Annotated in this window: 12 protein-coding genes; 5 read left to right on the top strand and 7 right to left on the bottom strand. The window is 60.7% G+C overall.

Features of this window, described 5'->3' with window-relative positions; genetic code table 11:
- Nucleotides 1-127: 127 nt before the first annotated feature.
- On the top strand, nucleotides 128-805 hold the full coding sequence (rpiA, locus tag K5E80_RS12255; protein WP_220636421.1) for a ribose-5-phosphate isomerase RpiA: 678 nt from the start codon (nucleotides 128-130) through the stop codon (nucleotides 803-805).
- A 43-nt stretch (nucleotides 806-848) separates the two neighbouring features.
- On the opposite strand, the gene fba is transcribed toward rpiA, so the two are convergent.
- From fba to K5E80_RS12220, 7 genes are all read right to left on the bottom strand, one after another.
- On the bottom strand, nucleotides 849-1,913 hold the full coding sequence (fba, locus tag K5E80_RS12250; RefSeq protein ID WP_220636420.1) for a class II fructose-bisphosphate aldolase: 1,065 nt from the start codon (nucleotides 1,911-1,913) through the stop codon (nucleotides 849-851).
- A gap of 25 nt (nucleotides 1,914-1,938) precedes the next feature.
- Nucleotides 1,939-3,375 (bottom strand): pyruvate kinase, encoded by a 1,437-nt coding sequence (gene pyk / locus K5E80_RS12245; protein WP_220636419.1) that lies wholly within the window; start codon nucleotides 3,373-3,375, stop codon nucleotides 1,939-1,941.
- Nucleotides 3,376-3,382: 7 nt separating this feature from the next.
- Nucleotides 3,383-4,564 (bottom strand): phosphoglycerate kinase, encoded by a 1,182-nt coding sequence (locus K5E80_RS12240; RefSeq protein WP_220636418.1) that lies wholly within the window; start codon nucleotides 4,562-4,564, stop codon nucleotides 3,383-3,385.
- A gap of 91 nt (nucleotides 4,565-4,655) precedes the next feature.
- On the bottom strand, nucleotides 4,656-5,651 hold the full coding sequence (gene gap, locus K5E80_RS12235) for a type I glyceraldehyde-3-phosphate dehydrogenase (protein ID WP_220636417.1): 996 nt from the start codon (nucleotides 5,649-5,651) through the stop codon (nucleotides 4,656-4,658).
- Nucleotides 5,652-5,680: 29 nt separating this feature from the next.
- Nucleotides 5,681-7,702, bottom strand: coding sequence for a transketolase (gene tkt, locus K5E80_RS12230; RefSeq protein WP_220636416.1), 2,022 nt, complete (start codon nucleotides 7,700-7,702; stop codon nucleotides 5,681-5,683).
- Between the two features lie 262 nt (nucleotides 7,703-7,964).
- Nucleotides 7,965-9,431: a glyceraldehyde-3-phosphate dehydrogenase gene (locus K5E80_RS12225; protein WP_220636415.1), complete on the bottom strand. Its 1,467-nt coding sequence runs from the start codon at nucleotides 9,429-9,431 to the stop codon at nucleotides 7,965-7,967.
- 72 nt (nucleotides 9,432-9,503) lie between these two features.
- Nucleotides 9,504-9,662: a hypothetical protein gene (locus K5E80_RS12220; RefSeq protein WP_220636414.1), complete on the bottom strand. Its 159-nt coding sequence runs from the start codon at nucleotides 9,660-9,662 to the stop codon at nucleotides 9,504-9,506.
- Nucleotides 9,663-10,077: 415 nt separating this feature from the next.
- Here K5E80_RS12220 and K5E80_RS12215 point away from each other — a divergent pair, with 415 nt between their 5' ends.
- From K5E80_RS12215 to K5E80_RS12200, 4 genes are all read left to right on the top strand, one after another.
- Nucleotides 10,078-10,806, top strand: coding sequence for a 16S rRNA (uracil(1498)-N(3))-methyltransferase (locus K5E80_RS12215; protein WP_220636413.1), 729 nt, complete (start codon nucleotides 10,078-10,080; stop codon nucleotides 10,804-10,806).
- A 249-nt stretch (nucleotides 10,807-11,055) separates the two neighbouring features.
- Nucleotides 11,056-12,540 (top strand): polyphosphate:AMP phosphotransferase, encoded by a 1,485-nt coding sequence (pap, locus tag K5E80_RS12210; protein WP_220636412.1) that lies wholly within the window; start codon nucleotides 11,056-11,058, stop codon nucleotides 12,538-12,540.
- Between the two features lie 35 nt (nucleotides 12,541-12,575).
- The gene (argA, locus tag K5E80_RS12205; protein ID WP_220636411.1) at nucleotides 12,576-13,916 is read left to right on the top strand and encodes an amino-acid N-acetyltransferase; all 1,341 of its coding nucleotides are present in this window, start codon (nucleotides 12,576-12,578) and stop codon (nucleotides 13,914-13,916) included.
- 215 nt (nucleotides 13,917-14,131) lie between these two features.
- Complete coding sequence (locus K5E80_RS12200) at nucleotides 14,132-14,404, top strand: oxidative damage protection protein (protein WP_220636410.1); 273 nt, start codon at nucleotides 14,132-14,134, stop codon at nucleotides 14,402-14,404.
- Nucleotides 14,405-14,427: the final 23 nt, after the last annotated feature.

Raw genomic sequence — 14,427 nt, 5'->3', positions numbered from 1 at the left:
AGACAGAAAAAGGCGCAAGGGCATGAAGTCTTGCCCCCTCGCGGTGGAGGTGACAACCGGTTCGCTGCGCTCGATTAAAACAAGTCACTTCGTTTTACGTTCTTTCACGCGAACACCAGGAGCCGATATGACCCAGGACGAACTCAAGCAAGCCGTCGCGCGCGCCGCACGGGATTATGTCGCCGATCACATTCCCGCCGGCGCCATCATCGGTGTCGGTACCGGCTCGACGGCGAACTTCTTCATTGACGAACTAGCCGCCATCAAGAGCCGCCTCGAGGGCGCGGTCGCCAGTTCGGAAGCGACCCGGCAGCGGCTGGAAAAATACGGCATCCCGGTCTTCGATCTCAACGACGTGTCGGAGATGCCGGTGTATGTCGATGGCGCCGATGAGATCAACGACAAACTGGAAATGATCAAGGGCGGCGGCGGCGCACTCACGCGCGAGAAAATCGTGGCCGCCGTGGCCACGACTTTTGTCTGTGTCTGCGATCAGAGCAAACTGGTCAGGACGTTGGGAAAATTCCCGCTCCCCGTGGAAGTGATCCCGATGGCGCGCTCCCAGGTCGCGCGCGCTCTCACCAAACTCGGCGGCCAACCCCGGCTGCGCCAAGGCTTCGTCACCGACAACGGCAATGTCATTATCGACGTGCATGGACTCAGCATCGGAAACGCGGTAGCCCTGGAGACCGAACTGAATCAAATCGCCGGCGTGGTCTGCAACGGATTATTCGCCCGGCAGGGTGCGGATGTGTTGCTGCTTGCGGCGGCCGAAGGCGTTAAAACGCTGACGCGCGGGCGCTGAAGCGAGGGCAGCGATTGCTGCCCTCGGCGCTTCAGGCGCGAACTTATTTGACGATCTGGTTCAGTTCGCCCTTCTTGTAGCGCTCGGCCATTTTGTCCAGCGGCACCGCCTTGATCTTGCTCGCCTGGCCGGCGCAGCCGAACTGCTGGTAACGCGCGAGACAGATTTTCTTCGCCGCTTCGCGGGCCGGCTTGAGGTAATCGCGCGGATCGAACTTGGAAGGGTTCTCGACGAAGTAGCGGCGAATGGCGCCGGTCATGGCGAGCCGGATGTCGGTGTCGATATTGATCTTGCGTACGCCGTGCTTGATGCCTTCCTGGATTTCCTCCACCGGCACGCCGTAGGTCTCCTTCATGTCGCCGCCGAACTGGCGAATCTCGGCCAGCAGTTCCTGCGGCACCGAGGATGACCCATGCATGACGAGGTGGGTGTTCGGGATGCGGGCGTGGATTTCCTTGATGCGGCTGATGGCGAGGATGTCGCCAGTGGGCTTCTTGGTGAACTTGTAGGCGCCGTGCGAGGTGCCGATGGCGATGGCGAGCGCGTCGCATTGCGTCTTCTTGACGAAGTCGGCAGCCTGTTCCGGATCGGTCAGCAGCATCTCCTTGGTCATGGTGCCTTCGGCGCCGTGACCATCTTCCTTGTCGCCCTTCATGGTTTCGAGCGAGCCGAGGCAGCCCAGTTCGGCTTCGACGGTGACGCCGATGGCATGGGCGATATCGACCACCTTGCGCGAGGTGTCGACGTTGTATTCGTAGCTGGAGACGCTCTTGCCGTCTTCCATCAGCGAGCCGTCCATCATCACGCTGGTGAAGCCGGAGCGGATGGCGGCGAGGCATACCGCAGGCGACTGGCCGTGATCCTGGTGCATGACGATGGGGATGTTGGGATAGGCCTCCAGCGCGGCCAGGATCTGGTGACGCAGAAAGGGCTCGCCGGCATATTTGCGCGCGCCGGCGCTGGCCTGCATGATGACCGGTGCATCGAGTTCACTGGCGGCCTCCATGATGGCCCACACCTGTTCCATGTTGTTGACGTTGAAGGCAGGCAGGCCGTAATTGTTTTCAGCAGCGTGGTCGAGCAGTTGGCGCATGGAAACGAAAGGCATGATGTTCTCCTAAAAAAGTGTGGAGCTAATGAACCGGTCGGGACTCGCCGACCTTGACGATTTTAAGGCTGTTGGTGCCACCGGCCTGGCCGATCGGTTCGCCGATGGTGAGCACGATCAGGTCGCCGGGCTTGACCGCGCCGGCCCCGATCAGCGCCGCCTCCGCCAGTTGCAGCAGCTCTTCGCGATCCTTGTCGGCATATTCGAGCAGGATCGGCGTGACATCGCGAAACAGGCTGACCCGGTAGCGCGTGCGCGCCTGGGTGGTCAGCGCGTAGATCGGCACGCCGCAGTTGAGGCGCGACATCCACAGCGCCGTCGCGCCGGACTCGGTGAGTGCGGCGATGGCCTTGATGTCGAGATGATAGGCGGTAAACAGCGCGGCCATGGCGATCGACTGGTCGATGCGGGTAAATATGCGATTGAGAAAGTCCTTGTCGAGCGAGACCTCCCTCGACTTTTCCGCCGCGACGCAAACGCGCGCCATGGCTTCGACGGTCTGCACCGGATAGTCGCCGGAAGCAGTTTCGGCCGAGAGCATCACCGCATCGGTGCCGTCGAGCACGGCATTGGCGACATCGGAGACCTCGGCCCGCGTCGGCACCGGACTGTGGATCATCGACTCCATCATCTGCGTTGCGGTGATGACGAACTTGTTGTGTTCGCGCGCACTGCGAATGATGCGTTTTTGCAGGGCGGGGACTGCCGCGTCTCCGACTTCGACCGCGAGATCGCCGCGTGCCACCATCACGCCGTCGGTGGCGTCAAGAATGTCTTCCAGATTGGCAATCGCCTCCACTCTTTCAATCTTCGCAACCACCAGCGCATCGGAACCGGCGGCGGTGAGGAATTCGTGCGCCTGACGCATGTCGCTGCCCGTCTTGGGGAAGGAAACGGCGACAAAATCAACGTTCAGTTCAGCAGCGGTCTTGATGTCCTCGATGTCCTTTGCTGTCAGTGCCGGCGCCGAGAGGCCGCCACCCTGCTTGTTGATGCCCTTGTTGTTCGACAGTTCGCCAGCATGGCGATTGCGGCAGAAGATTTGCCCGCCTTCGATGCGCTCGATGTCCATTACCACGCGACCGTCGTCGAACAGCAGCACGTCACCGACGGCGACATCCCTGATCAACTCGGGGTAGTCGAGGCCGACACGTTCCGCATTTCCCATTTTGCATGACGTGTCGAGAATGAAGATCTGCCCGGCCGCGATCTGGATCGGCCCGTTGGCGAACTTTCCGATGCGGATCTTCGGCCCCTGCAGGTCGGCCATCACGCCGACCGTGCGATTCCGCTCCTTGCAAATATCGCGCAGAAATTCGATGCGACGTCGATGATCGTCCACCGTGCCGTGGGAAAAATTCAGCCGTACCACGTTGACGCCTGCCGCCACCAACGCCGCCAGCGATTCACGGTCCGAGGAAGCGGGGCCGAGCGTGGCGACGATTTTGGTGGCGCGTTGCATGGTCTATCTACTTGGCGGCACGCTGCTCAAGTATTTCTACCGCAGGCAATGTCTTGCCTTCGAGGAATTCGAGGAAGGCGCCGCCGGCAGTCGAAATGTAGGACACCTTGTCGTAGATGCCATATTTCTGGATGGCGGCGATGGTGTCGCCACCGCCGGCCAGGGTGAAGGCCCTGGTCTCGGCAATCGCCTTGGCGATCTTCTTCGTTCCCTCGCCGAACTGGTCAAACTCGAACACGCCGACCGGGCCGTTCCACACAACCGTGCCGGCCTGCATGATGATATCGGCCAGCTCCTGCGCGCTCTTCGGGCCGATGTCGAGAATCATCTCGTCAGCAACGACGGCGCCGGCATCCTTCAGCACCGCCGGCTCGGTAGCGGCGAAATTCTTGCCCACCACCACGTCGACGGCGATGGGGATGGTGGCGCCGCGCTTGGTCATCTTTTCCATCAGGGCCTGGGCGGTTGGCACCAGATCGGTTTCGCAGAGCGACTTGCCGATGACTTTGCCGCAAGCCAGCAAAAAGGTATTGGCAATGCCGCCGCCCACGACCAGTTGGTCCACTTTCTCGGACAGCGATTCAAGCACGGTGAGTTTGGTCGACACCTTCGAGCCGCCGACGATCGCCACCATCGGCCGCGCGGGATTGAGCAGGGCCTTGGTCAGGGCGTCGAGTTCTTCCGCGACGAGCAGGCCGGCACAGGCGACCGGCGCGAACTTGGCGATGCCGTGGGTCGAGGCCTCGGCCCGGTGCGCGGTACCGAAAGCGTCCATGACAAAGATGTCGCACAGTGCCGCGTACTTCCGGGCCAACTCATCGACATTCTTTTTCTCGCCCTTGTTGATGCGGCAGTTCTCGAGCAGAACCATTTCCCCTGCCGCGACATCGAAGCCGCCGTCGACCCAGTCGCGAATCAGGCGCACCGGACGGCCGAGCCTGGCGGACAACACGTCGGCCACCGGCTTGAGCGAATTTTCCTCGGTGAATACGCCTTCCTCGGGGCGACCGAGATGGGAAGTGACCATTACCTTCGCGCCTGCCTTAAGGCAGTGCAGGATGGTCGGCATGGAAGCGGTGATGCGGGCGTCGGACGTTATCTTGCCATCCTTGACCGGCACATTGAGGTCGGAACGAATGAATACGCGCTTGTTCCTGAGATCGAGATCGGTAAGTTTGATGAATTTCATAGCTTCGCAGCGAGGAGTTAGTGGTAAGGAGTAAGGAGCGAAAAACGAGGGGTTTTACTCCTCACCCCTCACTCATCTCTCCTCACGATTTTTAGGCCATGACGCGAACCATTTCCAGCACCTTGTTGGAGTAGCCCCATTCGTTGTCGTACCAGGCGACGACCTTGACGAAGGTGCTGTCCAGCGCGATGCCGGCTGCGGCATCGAACACCGCAGTGCAGGACTCGCCGCGGAAATCGGTGGCAACAACCATCTCCTCCGTATAGCCGAGAATGCCCTTCATGGCGCCCTCGGAAGCTGCCTTCATGGCGGCGCAGATGTCCGGGTACAAGGCTTCCTTGTTGAGCTCGACGGTCAGATCGACGACCGACACGTCGGAGGTTGGCACGCGAAACGACATACCGGTGAGCTTGTGGTTGAGCTCGGGAATGACCCTACCGATCGCCTTTGCGGCGCCGGTGGAGGAGGGAATGATGTTTTCAAGAATGCCGCGCCCGCCACGCCAGTCCTTGTTGGACGGGCCGTCAACCGTCCTTTGCGTGGCGGTGGCGGCGTGCACCGTGGTCATCAGGCCGCGCTTGATGCCCCAGATGTCGTTGAGCACCTTGGTCACGGGAGCGAGACAGTTCGTGGTGCACGATGCGTTTGAAATAATCGGCTGGCCGGCATAGATATTGTCGTTCACGCCGAACACGAACACCGGCGTGTCGTCCTTGGAAAGCGCCGACATGATGACTTTTTTGGCGCCGGCGGCAATGTGCCGGGCAGCCTGTTCCCTGGTCAGGAACAGGCCGGTGGATTCGACGACGATATCGGTGCCGATCTCGTTCCACTTCAGTTCGGCGGGGTCCTTGGCGGCCGTCAGGCGGACCTTCTTGCCATTGACGATCAGGGTATTGCCGTCGACCGCAATCTCGCCCTTGAAGCGGCCATTGACCGAATCGTATTTCAGCATATAGGCCAGGTAATCCGGCTCGAACAGATCATTGATGCCGACGATTTCGATGTCGGGGAAATTCTGCAGCGCCGCGCGGAACACCATGCGGCCGATGCGGCCGAAGCCATTGATACCCACCTTGATAGTCATGATAAATCTCCTTGGGAGAAGTGACTACGCTAAACCAGCACCGACGCCACCGCCTGAACGACATGCTCCACGGTGAAGCCGAATTCCTTGAACAGCACGCCGGCCGGGGCCGACTCGCCGAAACGGTCGAGGCCGATGACGGCGCCGTCGAGCCCGACGTACTTGTACCAGCCGGCAGTTACGCCGGCTTCAATGGCGACACGCGCGATACCTTGCGGCAGCACGCTGTCACGATACGCCTTATCCTGCGCATCGAACAGACTGGTACAGGGCATCGAGACCACGCGCGCGGGAATGCCTTGCGCTTGGAGCGCAGCCTGCGCCTTCAGCGCCAGTTCGACTTCCGACCCGGTGGCGATCAGCACGGCGCGGGCCGTGCCCTGGCTTTCGGAAATGATGTAGCCGCCGCGCGCGATGTTGGCTATGGTTTGCGCATCGCGCTTGACGAAAGACAAGTTCTGGCGCGATAGCGCGAGCGCGGTCGGGCCGTCATGTCTTTCAACGGCGCTGATCCAGGCCACCATGGTTTCGGCAGTATCGCAGGGACGCCACACCGCCATGTTGGGGATCATGCGCAGCGTGGCGATTTGCTCGACCGGCTGGTGCGTCGGCCCGTCTTCGCCGAGACCGATGGAATCGTGGGTAAATACATGAATGACGCGCTGCTTCATCAGCGCCGCCATGCGCAGGGCATTGCGGGCGTATTCCGAAAACATCAGGAAAGTGCCACCGAAGGGCAGGATGCCGCCATGCAGCGCCATGCCGTTCATGATTGCCGCCATGCCGAATTCGCGCACGCCGTAGGAAATGTAGTTGCCGGGCGTCTTGCCGGCGACGTGGCGGCAACCGGCCCAGTTGGTGAGATTGGAGCCGGTCAGGTCGGCCGAACCGCCGACAAACTCGGGCAGTGCCGGCGCCAGGGCATTGATGGCGATTTGCGAGGCCTTGCGGGTGGCAACGGTTTCGGCTTTCGCGTTGATCTCGGCAAGGGCTTTCCTGGCATGTTCGGGCCAGGCGGCGGGCAGTTCATTGGCCATGCGGCGCTTGAATTCGGCGGCGAGATCAGGATGATCCTTGGCGTAAAGGTCAAGTCTCTGGCACCAGTCGGACTCCAGCTTGGCGCCCTTCTTCTTTGCATTCCATATGTCGTAGACATCCTGGGGAATCTCGAAGGGGGCAAAATTCCAGCCGATATGCGGGCGTACTGCAGCGATTTCGGCCTCGCCCAGTGGCGAGCCATGCACGTCGTGGGTACCCGCCTTGTTGGGACTGCCGGCGCCGATCACGGTTTTGCAGCAGATCAGCGAGGGCTTGTCGGTGACAGCCTTGGCGGCGCTGATGGCGGCGTGCAGGGCTTCGGGATCGTGGCCGTCGACATTGGCAAGCACATGCCAGCCATAGGCCTCGAAGCGCTGTGGCGTGTTGTCGGTAAACCAGCCCTCGACATGGCCATCGATGGAAATCCCGTTGTCATCCCAGAAGGCGGTCAGCTTGCCCAGCCCCCAGGTGCCGGCCAGCGCACAGGCCTCGTGCGAAATGCCTTCCATCAGGCAACCATCGCCGAGAAAGACCCAGGTGCGATGATCGACGATCTCGTGCCCGGGACGGTTGAATTCGTTGGCCAGCAGTTTCTCGGCCATTGCCATGCCGACGGCGTTGGCAATGCCCTGACCAAGTGGGCCGGTGGTGGTCTCGACGCCCGGGGTGTAGCCATATTCCGGGTGGCCGGGGGTTTTGCTGTGCAACTGGCGGAACTGCTTGATGTCGTCGATTGACAGATCGTAGCCGGTCAGGTGCAGCAGGGCATAGAGCAGCATCGAGCCGTGGCCGTTGGAAAGCACGAAACGGTCGCGTCCCGGCCATTTGGGGTTGGCCGGATTGTGCCGCAAATGGTGGTTCCACAGCACTTCGGCAATTTCCGCCATGCCCATCGGCGCGCCGGGATGGCCGGAGTTGGCCTTTTGCACGGCATCCATGGCGAGCGCGCGAATCGCGCTGGTAAGATTATTGAACACGGGCGGCTCGAAGTCGCTGAAAGTGGAGGATGACATCTGTTTCCCTTGGTCGGTGGGGCGGAACAAGTCGTGATTATCGGTGAAATCGGCGGGTGGATAAGTGATTTTTCTTTTTGGCGGCGCGAAGCAAAAGCCTTCTTCCCTTGCCTCGCAAAGCGGGCGAGGAGCCAGGGAGAGGGCGGCTGCGTGAGCACGCTTATGTACCCACGCGAACCATCAGGAAGTTCTTGACAAACGAGGGGGGTTGCCGGCCCGGCGGCGCCGGCTTCCCTCCCGTGGCACCCGCGCAACGAAGCCGCTATTGATCGTCCTTGGGGTACACGTCGTATTTGACGCCGGCAAGCCTTTCGACAATGCGGTGCACCTGCATCGAATAACCGAATTCGTTGTCGTACCAGCAATACAGCACCGCGTTCTTGCCATCGACGATGGTCGCCTGGGAGTCGAAGATGCAGGCATGGCGGGAACCGATAAAGTCGGAAGAGACCACTTCCGGCGAATTGGTGTAATCGATCTGCTTGCGCAGTGGCGAATGCAGCGCGGCCTGCCGCATCACCTCATTTACCTCATCGACAGTGGACTCTTTTTCCAACAGCAAATTAAGGATGGCCATCGAGACATTCGGCGTGGGTACCCGTATCGCATTGCCGGTTATCCTGCCCGTCAGCTCGGGCAGCGCGCCGGCCACGGCCTTGGCGGCGCCGGTCTCGGTGATCACCATATTGAGCACAGCGCTGCGGCCGCGGCGTTCCTTCTTGTGGTAGTTGTCGATCAGGTTCTGGTCATTGGTATAGGAATGCACGGTTTCAACGTGACCGTGCACGATGCCGAAGTGATCATGCATGACGCGCAACACCGGCACGATGGCGTTGGTGGTGCAGGACGCGGCGGTAACAATCCTGTCATCCGGCGTGATGATGTTGTCGTTGACGCCGAATACGACATTCTTCAGCTTGCCTTTCCCTGGCGCGGTCAGAACAACCTTGGCCACACCCGGACATTTCAGGTGCTGTGACAGATCTTCTTCGCTGCGCCACATCCCGGTATTGTCGATGACAATCGCATCATGAATGCCATATTTGGTGTAATCGATTTCGGCCGGCGAGGAGGCGTAAATCATTTTCACCTCGTTGCCGTTGGCGATGAAGGTGTCGGTGTCTTCGTCGATACGGATGGTGCCGTGGAATGATCCATGCACGGAATCGCGGCGCAGCAGGCTGGCGCGCTTGACAATGTCGCTGCCCTTGCCTTTGCGGACCACGACCGCCCTTAAACGAAGCACGTCACCGCCGCCCGCCTTTTCAATCATGATTCTGGCCAATAGCCTGCCGATTCGGCCAAAGCCGTAAAGCACAACGTCAACCGGTTTGGGAATGGGTTTATAGGAGCTGCCGATGGCGCCGCTGACCTCATTCTTGACGAATTCGGTGAGTGACAGCGGCCCCTTGTATTTCTTGTACTTGGCCGCTATCTGGCCAACGTCAACATGACTGGAACCCAGTTCCAGTTCGGACAACACCTCAAATACGGGATAACTGTCAAATTCGGAAAGTTCGTTTTGCTCGACCTGTCTTACAAAACGGTGAGCTTTCATGATGTCGATCACAGACCGGTTGACGAGCAGTCTGCCGTACATATAGCAAGCGACGTTTTTCCGATACAGCTTGCCGATAATCGGAATCATCGCTTCCGCCAAGGCCTCCCGCTTTTTCCAATCGCTGAAATAGTCGTCTGGTTTGGGCCGGGCTGGTGCTTGCGTAGTCATGGGTTGCACTCCATAGAGTTGAACGAAAATACGGGAAAAGTGATGCGGCAGTGTTGCGCGATAAGGGGATTTTCAGAAGGCCCGCGGGGGCGCAGGAAACTCGGCCAAGTCTGGCGGCGCGCCGGGGTGGCGCGACGTGGCCTTCGCCACGGCATCCCTGTCCTGCGCGCGTATCGCGCCAACACGTTCATGTGGGGCGATTAACGCGGCGGCAGTGATCGATGCGGACATGGCGATGCAGCAAGAACATGAGGAAGTCGCCAATTATCGGCGATTTCGCCTTCTTTTCCAAATCCGGGCCTGTTTTGGGCGACAAAACGGCAAGCTGCCGCCGCGCTTGCCAAAATGCCGAATGTATTGTTTGATCCCATTAGCATAAATTTTCCCGCTGCGCAAGCCGTAATGTTTGCGGCAGCGAGGCAGTGGTGCCTTTGCAGGAATGATTGAGGGAGCGTGGCACGTAATAGCATACGTAATAGGGGGCAGACCACGATTTCCCGGCTGTGGCGTGACGCTGGCCCACAGCCAAAAGTTCATGTGATTCGACTTGCCGCGGCAGTATTCGTTTTGCATTACCGGCCAGCTCCGCCGCGCGGAACGGGCGCGATCGGGAAACCGCGCCGCCCTCCCGCCCTATAATCGGCCAATGTCTCCCCGCTTCTTCACCCCCAGTCTGCTCGCCCCCGGCGCTTCGGTCGATCTGCCGCCCGAAGCAGCCCATCATGCAGCGAACGTGCTGCGCCTGAAGCCGGACGACGAGGTGCGCCTGTTCGATGGGCGCGGCGGGGAATGGACGGCGCATATCGTGCGCATGAAGCCAACTGTGCATGTCGCGCTGGATCGTTTCGATCCGGCCAGCCATGCGCCCGAGTTGCGGGTAACCCTGGTGCAGGCGCTGCCGGCCGCCGACAAGATGGACTGGGTGATGCAAAAGGCGGTGGAGCTCGGCGTTGCCGTGATCCAGCCGGTCGTCGCCAGACGCAGCGTGGTGCGCCTGTCCGGCGAGAAACTGGCGCGGCGCCAGCTTCACTGGCGCAATGTGGTGGTCGCCGCCTGCGAACAATGCAACGCCAATATGCTGCCCAATATCTCGCCCTTGCATGATCTTCCTCAATATCTGGCACAGCCTGCGGCGGAGAATGAGTTACGCTTGTTGCTGCTGCCGGGCGCAGGCGAGCGTCTGCGCGATCTGCCCAGGCCGAAAGGTTCGGTCACGATTCTGGTCGGGCCCGAAGGGGGTTTTGAAGAGGGCGAAATCGAGATTGCGCTGCTGTCCGGCTTCAAGCCTTTGGGGTTCGGCCCGCGTGTGCTGCGCACCGAGACGGCCGGGCTGGCGATGCTGGCGGCATTGATGGCGATATGGGGTGATTGCTAGTGTGGTGCTTTGAAATTCTTGTACCAACAGTCAAATGTCGTCCTCCCCGCGAATGGCCAAGGGCCACACCGGGCGGGGATCCATGGGTTTTTCGCGATAACACCTCTGGATTCCCGCCTTCGCGGGAATGACAAATAGTTTTATTGCATGGTACCGTCAATTCGCAAGCACTACACCAGTAATTCCTCTGAAGATGGTCGCGGGCTTTGCCCGCCCATCGAGTTGTTTGACTAAGGGAGGGAGCAAGACATGTTTGAGTCTGCTGAACTGGGTCACAAGCTCGACAAGAAAACCTATGCCAGGGAGGCCGCCCGACTGCGTGCCGATCTGCTCGACATGCAGTACGACATCAAGCAGGCGGCGCAGCTTCCGGTGATCATCCTCATCAATGGCGTCGAAGGCGCCGGCAAGGGCGAAACGGCGAACCTGCTCAACGCCTGGATGGACCCGCGCCACATCGAAACCCATGCCTTCCCGGCGCCTTCCGACGAAGAGCGCGAACGCCCGCCGATGTGGCGCTTCTGGCGCGCGCTGCCGCCCAAGGGCAAGATCGGCATCTTCGTCGGCAACTGGTATACCGACCCGGTCGTCGCCCGCGTCAGCGGCCGCATCAAGCATGCAGAACTGACCGTCGCCATCGACGACATCCTGCGCTTCGAGAAGATGATCACCGACGAAGGCGCGCTGGTGATCAAGTTCTGGTTCCACCTGTCCAAGGACGGACAGAAAAAACGCCTCAAGGCGCTCGAAAAGGATCCCAAGACGCGCTGGCGCGTGTCCAAGCGCGACTGGAAGCTGTTCGACGATTACGACCATTATGTCAATGTCTCGGAACACGTGCTGCGCGAAACCAGCAGCGGCTATGCGCCCTGGACGGTGATCGACGGCAGCGACGAGAACTATCGCACCATCGCCGTGGCCCGGCATGTGCTCGACACCGTGCGCCGGCGCCTGACGCAGAAGGACGGCAAGAAGAAGGTCAGCAGCCGGATCGCACCCTTCGAGCGCGCGCTCGATGGCCGCGACCTGATCAACTCGCTCGACATGACGCAGAAACTGAGCGTGAAGAAATATGCCAGCGAGCTGGAGAAGTGGCAGGGCCGGCTCAACCTGCTGGCGCGCGATCCGCGCTTCCGGGAGCATGCGGTGATCGCCGTGTTCGAGGGCAACGATGCCGCCGGCAAGGGCGGCACCATCCGCCGCATCACCGGCGCGCTCGATGCGCGCTGGTACGACATCGTGCCGGTCGCCGCGCCGACCGAGGAAGAGCGCGCCCATCCTTATCAATGGCGTTTTTGGCGCAACCTGCCGCGCCACGGCCGCATCGTCATCTTCGACCGTTCCTGGTACGGTCGCGTGCTGGTCGAGCGGGTTGAAGGTTTTTGTTCCGAGGCGGACTGGATGCGCGCCTATGCCGAAATCAACGATTTCGAGAATCAGCTGAATCGCAACGGCACCATCGTCGTCAAGTTCTGGTTGACGATTTCGGCCGAGGAACAGCTCAAGCGCTTCAAGGAGCGCGAAAAGACGCGTTTCAAGCGCTTCAAGATCACCGAAGAGGATTGGCGCAACCGCGACAAATGGGATGCCTACGAGATGGCCGTGTGCGACATGGTGGACCGCACCTCGACCGAGATCGCGCCGTGGACCCTGGTCGAGGCCAACGACAAGTATTTCGCCCGCATCAAGGTGTTGAAGACGCTGTGCGAGCGGCTGGAGGCGGCGCTTAAGTAGGCTATCATTGGCGGCACTCGCTTATGGAGCCGTCCATGAATAAGGAAGCCACGCCCGAACCGCCCGATTCCAACGCCCGTCTCGTGGCGTGGGTGCGTCAGGCGGCGCCCTATATTCATGCCTTCCGCGGCAAGACCTTCGTCATCGCCTTTGGCGGCGAGGTACTGGAGGGCGAACGGGCCCAGGCCATCACCCACGACATCGCCCTGCTCGACAGCATGGGCATCCACCTCGTGCTGGTGCACGGCGCGCGACCGCAGATCGACGCCGAGATGCGCGCGCGCGGCCTCAAGCCGCATTTCCACAACGGTCAGCGCGTCACCGACGCCGCCGCGCTCGAATGCGTCAAGCGCGCGATGGGCGTGACGCGCATCGAAATCGAGGCGCTGCTCTCGCAGGGCCTGCCCAACACGCCGATGGCGGGCGCCTTCCTGCGCGTCACCGGCGGCAACTTCATCACCGCGCGGCCGGTGGGTGTGGTGGGCGGCATCGACTTCCAATATACCGGGGCGGTGCGCAAGATCATCGCCGAGGAAATCCAGGCCGACCTGGCCCAGGAAAACGTGGTGCTGATTACCCCGATCGGCGCCTCGCCCTCGGGCGAGATTTTCAACCTGGCCTGGGAAGAGGTGGCCGAGGCCGTCGCCGTGGCGGTGAAGGCGGATAAGCTGATTTATCTTTGCGACGCGCCAGGGTTGATGGACAAGAAGGGCAAGCTGGTCGAGGCGCTTACCGCCGACGAGGCCGAAATGCTGCTGACCAGAAAAGTGCCGCAATCGACCGAAGCAGTGCGCGCGCTGCCCGGCGCGGTGCGCGCCTGCCGCAATGGCGTCGGCCGCGTGCACTTCCTTGACCGGCGCGCCGACGGAGCGATGCTGATGGAATTTTTCACGCGTGACGGCTGCGGTACCGTCGTCACGCGGGCGCCGCTGGCGCGGCTGCGCGAAGCCACGCACGAAGATGTCGGCGCCATCCTTGCCCTGATTGCGCCGCTCGAAGCCGACGGCACGCTGGTGCGGCGCGGGCGCGAACGGCTGGAAATGGAAATCCCGCAGTTCTCCGTGGTCGAGCACGATGGCGTCATTGTCGGCTGCGCCGCGCTGTATCCCTTCGCCAGGGAAAAGGCGGCGGAGCTGGCCTGCCTTGCCGTGATGCCGGAATTCCGCCGCGCCGGTTATGGTGAGCAGTTGCTGCACCATATCGAAACCCGCGCGAAAAAGTTGAAGTTGAAGCGCCTGCTCGTGCTTACCACGCGCACCGCACACTGGTTTGTCGAGCGCGATTTCAATGATGTCGGCGTAGAAATGCTGCCGGCACCGCGACGCGAAATGTACAACTTCCAGCGCCGTTCCAAGGTACTGATGAAAACGATTTGATTTTTGAAAAATCGATTAGCCACAGAGATCACAGAGGACACAGAAAAAAGACCGGAGTCATTTATTTGTTCCAGGGAAACACCGACCAAGTACCCACCGTTCAGGCCGGTACTTCCTGGTTTTGCTTCTCCCCTGCGAACTCTGTCCCACGGGGATTTCCTTCGGTCATGTCCTCTGTGGCTTTATTTGTTTTTTTGATTTGAAAGGAAACCGACATGGCACGTACCGTCAAATGCATCAAGCTCGGCGTCGAAGCCGAGGGCCTCGATTTTCCCCCGATGCCGGGCGAACTTGGCAAGCGGATTTACGAGAGCGTCTCGAAGGAAGCCTGGCAGCAGTGGATCAGGTTGCAGACCATGCTCATCAACGAGAACCGTCTCAGCCTCATGGATCCGGCGGCGCGCAAGTATCTGGCCGAGCAGGTGCAAAAGCATTTCTTTGGTGAAGGCGCGGATACCGCCAGCGGCTACAAGCCATCGAATACCTAGATGTAATATCGGCCAGGACGGCC

The sequence above is a fragment of the Georgfuchsia toluolica genome (genome assembly GCF_907163265.1).
GTDB classification, from domain to species: domain Bacteria; phylum Pseudomonadota; class Gammaproteobacteria; order Burkholderiales; family Rhodocyclaceae; genus Georgfuchsia; species Georgfuchsia toluolica.
Note: the sequence above shows the minus strand (reverse complement) of the source record. Positions and strands in the feature narration are given on the sequence as shown.

What these genes read in the sequence shown, in the direction of transcription:
- rpiA (WP_220636421.1), top strand. Translation starts at nt 128, where the DNA reads ATGACCCAGGACGAACTCAAGCAAGCCGTCGCGCGCGCCGCACGGGAT.
- fba (WP_220636420.1), bottom strand. Translation starts at nt 1,913, where the DNA reads ATGCCTTTCGTTTCCATGCGCCAACTGCTCGACCACGCTGCTGAAAAC.
- pyk (WP_220636419.1), bottom strand. Translation starts at nt 3,375, where the DNA reads ATGCAACGCGCCACCAAAATCGTCGCCACGCTCGGCCCCGCTTCCTCG.
- K5E80_RS12240 (WP_220636418.1), bottom strand. Translation starts at nt 4,564, where the DNA reads ATGAAATTCATCAAACTTACCGATCTCGATCTCAGGAACAAGCGCGTA.
- gap (WP_220636417.1), bottom strand. Translation starts at nt 5,651, where the DNA reads ATGACTATCAAGGTGGGTATCAATGGCTTCGGCCGCATCGGCCGCATG.
- tkt (WP_220636416.1), bottom strand. Translation starts at nt 7,702, where the DNA reads ATGTCATCCTCCACTTTCAGCGACTTCGAGCCGCCCGTGTTCAATAAT.
- K5E80_RS12225 (WP_220636415.1), bottom strand. Translation starts at nt 9,431, where the DNA reads ATGACTACGCAAGCACCAGCCCGGCCCAAACCAGACGACTATTTCAGC.
- K5E80_RS12220 (WP_220636414.1), bottom strand. Translation starts at nt 9,662, where the DNA reads ATGTCCGCATCGATCACTGCCGCCGCGTTAATCGCCCCACATGAACGT.
- K5E80_RS12215 (WP_220636413.1), top strand. Translation starts at nt 10,078, where the DNA reads ATGTCTCCCCGCTTCTTCACCCCCAGTCTGCTCGCCCCCGGCGCTTCG.
- pap (WP_220636412.1), top strand. Translation starts at nt 11,056, where the DNA reads ATGTTTGAGTCTGCTGAACTGGGTCACAAGCTCGACAAGAAAACCTAT.
- argA (WP_220636411.1), top strand. Translation starts at nt 12,576, where the DNA reads ATGAATAAGGAAGCCACGCCCGAACCGCCCGATTCCAACGCCCGTCTC.
- K5E80_RS12200 (WP_220636410.1), top strand. Translation starts at nt 14,132, where the DNA reads ATGGCACGTACCGTCAAATGCATCAAGCTCGGCGTCGAAGCCGAGGGC.